We start from the raw sequence: 7,970 nt of genomic DNA, 5'->3' as shown, positions 1-7,970 counted from the left end.
CCAATTGTTAATTCACTTGCTGACTTTGGTAACTACTATAAATCAATTATTGAACGGAATTAGGTACGTTAGTATTTGAAAAGCTCGAACAATTTCAGCTTTTTGAAACTGAGAAATCGGAATTTAACGCTTAACGAGGAGGAATAAACATGGCAAAAAAAGAAGAAAGATTTGAAGTTATATTTAGAGATGGAAGTTCGCTTAAGGACGAAGGGATTCGCCAAATTCTTGTAGATAAGGAGACTGGAGTTAATTATCTTTGTTGGAAATCTGGATACGGGGCTGGTATTACACCTCTTCTGGACTCTGAAGGAAAAGTCATAATTACAAAGTAAAATTCAGCGTTTTCAAGGGTTTGCAGAGAATTTAATAACAAAATATAACAGTTATTAAATCGCTTAAAACAGGTGAAATCTCAATCGGTATTTGACATAGGAGTGCGATTATATGAAAAAGAAAATTATTCTATCAATAGCATTTATTATCAGTTTATTACCAATGTTCCTTAATCAATATGGTGAGCTAAAAGGCGTACAGGAAATCACAGGTTTAATAAATTTGCTCAATCCCATTGGAATGGTGTCTGTTATTTTGTTTGCTGTGGGTGTATGGTTTCCCTTCAAGGAACAGGTTGTTGGCAAAAGTTTAGGTGCATTAGGCACAATTGGTATTGTTGTTTCTGAGATATATAAGTTCTTCACATGGCACGTAATGAATATAACGGGCGAAGTAAGTATCCATAAAAGCATTAGATTTGCATTCCCAGAGTTTTATATTGGTTTGATAATTTCTATTTTAATGGTGGTTACATATTTTGTTATCGACAAGAAAGTAAGTGCTACATCTGTTTCAAATTAACAGACAGATTTCAGTTTGTAGAATTCAAAAATTTAATATGAAATGTGAGATAGAGCGTATGGAAATTAACTATACGTTCTATTCTTTTTGCCTTTTTTGAAAAAAGTGATTAAAAAACTATTGACATTTTGTTACTGGAGGAGCGCAAAGATTCCTTCTGATACAAGCAAGTTCCCACCCCCTGCTTATTGCTTTTCGCAATTAAAGCAGGGGACTTACTTGACTTCGGCTAAAAAGATGGAATATAGTATATTGTCGCACATTGACACTTTACCATGATAAGGTTAAAATAAAGATAAATTATGCACTGCAAGAGAAATTGGACAGTTGCAATATTATTCTGAATTTCGGCGGTTTGCCGGGATTATTTGGACAGGAGCGAATATGTTATGATAGCAGAAAAAATGAAACCTTATGTAAAAAATAATTCAGCCATCCGTATGATGTTTGAGGAGGGAAATCGTCTCAGAGCCATTTACGGTGCGGACAAAGTTTATGATTTCAGTCTTGGGAATCCGAGCGTTCCGGCGCCGGAGTGTGTGAAGGAGGCTATTATTGATCTGGTGAATGAAGTGGAGCCGACAGTGCTGCATGGTTATATGAGTAATGCAGGATTTGAGGATGTGCGCCAGACGATTGCGGAATCTCTGAACCACCGCTTTGGAACTAAATTTGCAGCGAAGAATCTGATTATGACAGTTGGAGCAGCCAGTGGTCTGAATGTGATTTTTAAGACAATCCTGAATCCTGAGGAAGAAGTGATTGTTTTTGCACCGTACTTTCTGGAATATGGTGCATATGTGCGCAATTTTGATGGCAAGCTTGTGGAAATCTCTCCGGATACAACCACATTCCAACCGAATCTTGAGGAGTTTGAGCAGAAGATTACAGCAAAGACAAGAGCAGTGATCGTAAATACACCTCACAATCCCACTGGTGTTGTATATTCCGAAGAAACCATTAAGAAGCTGGCTGCAATTCTTGAGAAAAAGCAGCAGGAATTCGGCAGTGTGATTTATCTGATCTCTGATGAGCCATATAGAGAGCTGGCTTATGACGGTGTAGAGGTTCCGTATTTGACAAAATATTATGACAATACCATTGTTGGCTATTCTTACAGTAAATCTCTGTCCCTTCCGGGAGAGCGTATCGGTTATCTGGTAATTCCGGATGAAGCAGATGGCAGTGAAGAACTTATCACTGCTGCGGCTATTGCCAACCGTACTATCGGATGTGTCAACGCCCCATCCCTGATGCAGAAGGTGATTGCCAAATGTGTAGATGCAGAAGTGGATGTAGCTGCATATGACAAGAACCGTCTGGCATTATATAACGGACTGAAGGAATGCGGATTCGAGTGCATTAAACCGCAAGGCGCATTCTACCTCTTTGTGAAATCACCGGTAGCAGATGAAAAAGCGTTCTGCGAAGCTGGAAAGAAATATAATATTCTCATGGTTCCGGGAAGTTCCTTTGCCTGCCCGGGTTATGTGAGACTGGCTTATTGTGTATCTTATGATACTATTATTAATTCCCTGCCGGAGTTTAAGAAACTGGCAGAAGAGTTTGGACTGTGAAAACAGCGGGGATTGACATTGGGACAACAACGATAAGCGGTGTTGTTCTGGAAAAAGAGGAAAACGGACAGGCAAAGATTCTGGAGGCAAAAACTGTAGAGAACGGTTGCTTTATCGAAACCGGAAATGAATGGGAAAGAATACAGTATGCAAAAGAAATTGTAGAAAGAGCAGTGAATCTGCTGGATTATTTCCTGGAGAAGTATCCGCATGTTGAGCGGATTGGGCTCACAGGGCAGATGCATGGAATTGTCTATGTTGACAAAGAAGGAAATTGTGTCAGTCCGTTATATACATGGCAGGATGCCAGAGGAAGTATCTGCGATGGGGATCAGATTCCTTTAACAGAAGAAATCCGGGAAAGATGTCAAATCCATGCTGCTTCAGGATATGGGCTTGTTACACACATTTATAATATCAGGCATAATCTGGTTCCGGATTCGGCGTTGAGTTTCTGTACAATCATGGATTATTTTGGAATGTATTTAACGGGACGAAAAAAACCTCTGATACATGTAAGCAATGCAGCAGGTTTGGGATTCTTTGACAGTCGTAAGATGTGCTTTGAGAAAGAAAAACTGGCTGAAATGGGAGTGGACGTAAACTGGCTGCCGGATGTCTGTACGGAAATAGAAAAACTGGGTACATACAGAGGAAGGACAGTTACAACAGCAATCGGAGACAATCAGGCAAGCTTCCTTGGAGCAGCAGGTGATGAGGAGAATACATTACTGGTCAATATGGGAACCGGTGGACAGATTTCTGTTCTTTCCGGTCAGTATTTTTCGGGAGATGGAATTGAGGCGAGACCTTTCCTGAATGGGAAGTATCTGCTTGCGGGAGCATCTCTGTGTGGTGGCAAGGCGTATGCGCTCTTGGAACAGTTTTTCCGGAAAATTGTAAAAGAAGCGACCGGACAGGAGCAGCCATTATACAAAGTAATGGAAAAGATGGCAAGAACAGGGAGAGACCAGAATAGTGAAAGAACTGAAAGCCGAAAGATTAAAGTTGAAACAACATTTGATGGTACGCGGGTGAATCCGGAAAAAAGCGGCAGTATTACTCAGGTATATTCCGAAAACTTTACACCTGAAGATTTCTGCTATGGTGTTCTGAAGGGAATGAGCACAGAATTGTATCAGATGTATATGACTATTCAGAAAGGAACTGGTATAAAAATCAGACGCATGATTGGTTCAGGGAATGGACTGAGAAAAAATCCGGTACTGTGTGAAATTATTGCGGATATGTTCAAGGCAGAACTTGTTCTGGCAGAATGTGAAGAGGAAGCTGCGACAGGGGCAGCAATGAGCAGTAGTATGTATAACTATATCAATTCCCCCAGATAATAAAATGAAGCAGTGAAGCGGATTGTGAATAACCAATTGATTTTAATACTGGAATTTGAGGAAAGGGGCTGTCCTGAAAATAGACAGCTCCTTCTTTACTGTCCGATTTATTGTATGTTATTTTTCGACATGTTCAGATATATTTTGGAGCATGCCGGAAAATTTTATGAAAACTGCAAAAAAAATCAGGAAAAAAAAGACAGCATTTTAAACGCTATGGAAAAAATGCAATTTTTGAAAAAACAATTATTGTAATAATCTCCCGGACGTGACATAATAAGAATGGAAAAGTAAAAAGCAGGTTAAATTCTGATTAGAAACAGGTAAAATAACCTGCTTACATTATGCGCCGATTTTCTGAGATGAGGTGGGAAATCAGGCAGACGACAAAGGAGAAAATAATGGGAATTTTTTCAATGATATTGTCATTACTGAGCGGAGTAGCGTTATTCCTGTTCGGTATGTCATTGATGGGCGACGGCCTGAAAATGGTTGCCGGAAATAAGCTGGAAGCTTTCCTGTATCGAATGACAAACACACCGCTGAAGGGAGTTGCTCTGGGTACTGGTGTTACCAGCGTGATTCAGTCTTCTTCTGCCACAACCGTTATGGTCATTGGTTTTGTTAACTCAGGTATGATGAAACTGAAACAGGCCATCGGTATTATCATGGGAGCCAATATCGGAACCAGTATTACCGGATGGATCCTCTGTCTTTCTTATATTGACGGAAAGAACGGAATTGCGAAGATTTTATCTACAGCAACAATTTCAGCAGTAGTAGCGATTATTGGTATTATCCTTCGCATGGCATGTAAGCGTTCCGTGCATAAAAATATCGGTAATATCATGCTTGGTTTTGCAATCCTGATGACAGGTATGCAGACAATGAGCGGTGCTGTTTCACCACTGAAGGACAGCCCCACATTTACAAACATGCTGACAATGTTTTCCAACCCGCTGATAGGTATTCTGGTAGGTATTGCATTTACCGCAGTGCTGCAGAGTGCATCTGCCACAGTCGGTGTATTGCAGGCGTTATCTGTAACAGGTATCCTGACATTCTCCAGTGCATTCCCGATCGTTCTTGGTATCGGTGTAGGTGCTGCCTGTCCGGTTCTGATTTCAGCAATCGGTGCGAATAAGAATGGTAAACGTACAGCACTTGTTTATCTGATCAATGACCTGTTTGGTCTTATCCTCTGGTCAGTGATCTTCTACACTGTAAATGCTGTTGTGCATTTCGGATTTATGGATATGATTATGTCACCGGTTGCAATTGCTTTACTGAATACTGTATTCCGTGTAGCAACAGTATGTGTTCTTTTCCCGTTCATACCGAAGATCGAGCAGCTGGTGTGCTGGCTTGTAAAAGACAGTGCAGAGGAACTGGAAGATGAAGCAGACTTTGATCTTCTGGAAGAACGTCTTCTGAATTATCCGGCACTTGCTATTGGACAGTGTCATCGTGCCATGAGCGGTATGGCAAGGAAGCTTCGCAAGAATGTCAACCGTGCCATGAACCTTCTGAATGAATATCAGCAGGATAAATTTGATAAGGTACAGAGAAAAGAGAACCTGATCGATAAATACGAAAGCCGTCTTGGGGAATATCTGATGAAGCTCACAAAGCATGAGATGAACAGTGCCCAGACAAGGCAGGCATCCCTTTATCTTCATACCATCAATGACTTTGAGAGAATCGGTGACCATGCATCCTACATTGCCTATATGTCCAGTGAAATGCATGATAATCACACTAATTTCTCACAGGAAGCCTGGGATGAGCTGAATGTAGTAATGGAAGCAGTTCGTGAGGAGATCAACCTTACCTGTCGTGCATTCCTCAATGATGACAAAGAGATGGCACAGAGAGTTGCACCGCTTGGAATGATTATCACATCCTTATGCAATGAGCTAAAGATGCATCATGTAGAGCGTCTGAGTAATGGCAATTGCGGACTGGAAGAGGGAACTGTATATACAGACATTCTCAACAGCTTCAACCGTATTGCAGCACATTGTGCAAGTGCAATGGTAGCTCTCCTTAAGAGTGGAGACGAGAATCCGGATATGCATATCCATGATTCCAAGATTTACCCATCTGACAGCGTGGAATATTATACATACTTCAAGGAATATCGCCAGAAGTATGAAATCGTAAAGAACGAGGAACACATGCGAAGCATGGAACCGGAAGAAGTAGAATAATACTTTTATACTACAAAGCAGTAAATATATATGATATAATGACAGCAGATGATCTGGAAACGGATGTCTGCTGTTTTTTTCGTTATAGTTGCCGTGCATGCAGATGGTGGGAATGATTTTTCGAATACGCTCCTGCGTGTGCAGGCTGAGGAGCCAGCAGACAGGATCATTTTTGTAAAAACAACACCCCAAAGGAGGAGAAATTAATTATGTTATTCGACAGCAGAACAGTTTATCTCGGTGCATCCAGAGACAAATATGAGCAGTATTGTAAAGCCTTAGATTCAGAGAAAATCAAATACAAAACAAAGAGAGTCAACCACGAAGAAAAAATGACAGCTCCGGGCAGGGGAACTGCCCGCAGTATGGGTGGGAACTTCGGAACAGATAAAACATTGTATGAAATCCTGGTCGGGGAGAAAGATTACGACAATGCAATGGGGATTCTGACAGCACTGAAGTAGATTTTACAAAGTATAAATGCCAATTCTACCAGCAGTAGGGTGACTTTCCCCATGGTCTATGACATAATCAAAGTATAAAAAGTGCAAGAAAGACATACAAGGGAGTACACACTATGGTAGACACACAGAAAGTTGGAGCATTCATTGCACAGTGCCGCAAAGAACATAACTGGACACAAAAAGAGCTGGGCGAGAAACTGGGAGTCACAGACAAGGCAGTTTCTAAGTGGGAAAATGGAAGATCATTCCCTGACATCACTCTTCTTGAATCTCTATGCGAAACATTTGACATCACTGTCAGCGAACTTCTGTCCGGAAAGAAAATAGAATCAGAAGATTACAAAAGAGAAACCGAGAGACTGTTGATCCAGTGCATTGGCGAGAAACGTCTGAGAGGTTTCCAGATAGGAATTTATCTTCTGGGTCTGGTAACGATTATATTGGGAGGTATTGGCTTCGGTATCTGGGGCACTCATATTTCATGGAAGATAGGTCCTGTACCCATAAAATGGATTTTGCTTGCAGTAGCCCTGATCACTTTTGGTGTCATGTCATACTTCGACCGCAATCTGCCTGGGAAAAATTACCGTAGTTCCATTATATGGCTTGAGTGTATTGTTGAAGCATTTACTTTAGCCTGCATTTTTGGAAATTCCATAATCAGTTTCTGGGATATTGATAATATGACGGAGAGTATAGTTTTTATTCTGATTACAGCTGTAATTATGCTCTGCTTATTTGCCGCCCGAATAATCGTAGCCCGCACAAACCGGGAAGAATATGAGATGCAAAAAAATGCAGATAAACATGAAACAGAACAGTGAAAAGAAGAATTTCTTACATAAAGCAGACAGGCAGAACATGCCTGTCTGTTTTATAACTGGAAAAATATATAGAAAGCAAGAATATGAAATCAAAACAGAAACAGACTATAAAATCAATTATATAGATGATTTTAAACATATAAAATTTGGAATGGTTTGATATTTGTGTTATCATATTTATATAATCGAAGAAGAAAGTACGCAAAAAAGTGTGCAAGATAGTGTGCAAGATAACGGAAATTCTGGAGGTGTTTTTGTGGGAGAATATAAACCGCCATTTACAATAACAAATAAGATATTATCATATGTGTCTTCAGTTTCTGAAAAAATAGGGCGAATCACGGCAATCAGCAGTCTGGAAACAAAACCGCACCTGAGAAAGAATAACCGAATTAAATCTATTCATTCATCTTTAACAACCGTAGCAAGAATTCCCTCACCTCTATGACGCCACTGAAAAAGTCTTTATTTTGCATAAAGCAGTACAATATAAAGTGTTTTTATTTGTTTTAATCTACTATATAATGTGTATAAAAATAGTTTTTCAGTGGCGTCCTATAGGTGATGGGATGAATTGCACATTCGAGCATGTCTGCTCAAATTCATAAAAAATCGTAAAACACTTGTTCTGATACAATAAATATATTATAATAGAAAAAAGAACAATATGCTCTTGAAATTTGGACGG

Annotated in this window: 9 protein-coding genes; all 9 read left to right on the top strand. The window is 40.0% G+C overall.

The features are described from left to right. Positions 1–149: 149 nt before the first annotated feature. Positions 150–335: a DUF6440 family protein gene (locus tag LI074_RS16335; RefSeq protein WP_019161960.1), complete on the top strand. Its 186-nt coding sequence runs from the start codon at positions 150–152 to the stop codon at positions 333–335. 112 nt (positions 336–447) lie between these two features. Beyond that, positions 448–858 carry a hypothetical protein gene (locus tag LI074_RS16330; protein WP_055053782.1) on the top strand — a complete coding sequence of 137 codons (411 nt, stop codon included), beginning with the start codon at positions 448–450 and terminating at the stop codon, positions 856–858. A gap of 389 nt (positions 859–1,247) precedes the next feature. Then, positions 1,248–2,435 carry a pyridoxal phosphate-dependent aminotransferase gene (locus LI074_RS16325; RefSeq protein ID WP_022380876.1) on the top strand — a complete coding sequence of 396 codons (1,188 nt, stop codon included), beginning with the start codon at positions 1,248–1,250 and terminating at the stop codon, positions 2,433–2,435. Beyond that, the gene (locus LI074_RS16320; protein WP_173698412.1) at positions 2,432–3,784 is read left to right on the top strand and encodes a sedoheptulokinase; all 1,353 of its coding nucleotides are present in this window, start codon (positions 2,432–2,434) and stop codon (positions 3,782–3,784) included. The genes LI074_RS16325 and LI074_RS16320 overlap by 4 nt, the downstream gene beginning before the upstream one ends. A gap of 24 nt (positions 3,785–3,808) precedes the next feature. Further along, positions 3,809–4,039: a hypothetical protein gene (locus LI074_RS16315; RefSeq protein WP_161275851.1), complete on the top strand. Its 231-nt coding sequence runs from the start codon at positions 3,809–3,811 to the stop codon at positions 4,037–4,039. A 146-nt stretch (positions 4,040–4,185) separates the two neighbouring features. Continuing rightward, positions 4,186–5,994, top strand: a complete 1,809-nt coding sequence (locus tag LI074_RS16310) for a Na/Pi cotransporter family protein (RefSeq protein ID WP_008706243.1) — start codon at positions 4,186–4,188, stop codon at positions 5,992–5,994. 209 nt (positions 5,995–6,203) lie between these two features. Then, a complete protein-coding gene (locus LI074_RS16305; protein WP_022380782.1) occupies positions 6,204–6,458 on the top strand; it encodes a hypothetical protein in 255 nt (84 codons plus the stop codon). Positions 6,459–6,571: 113 nt separating this feature from the next. Then, the gene (locus tag LI074_RS16300) at positions 6,572–7,282 is read left to right on the top strand and encodes a helix-turn-helix domain-containing protein (protein WP_173698411.1); all 711 of its coding nucleotides are present in this window, start codon (positions 6,572–6,574) and stop codon (positions 7,280–7,282) included. Further along, positions 7,266–7,442 (top strand): hypothetical protein, encoded by a 177-nt coding sequence (locus LI074_RS16295; protein ID WP_173698410.1) that lies wholly within the window; start codon positions 7,266–7,268, stop codon positions 7,440–7,442. Before LI074_RS16300 ends, LI074_RS16295 begins: the two co-directional genes overlap by 17 nt. Positions 7,443–7,970 lie beyond the last annotated feature (528 nt).

This window comes from Blautia sp. MSK18_10 (assembly GCF_020553185.1).
Lineage (GTDB): Bacteria > Bacillota > Clostridia > Lachnospirales > Lachnospiraceae > Blautia_A > Blautia_A wexlerae.
Note: the sequence above shows the minus strand (reverse complement) of the source record. Positions and strands in the feature narration are given on the sequence as shown.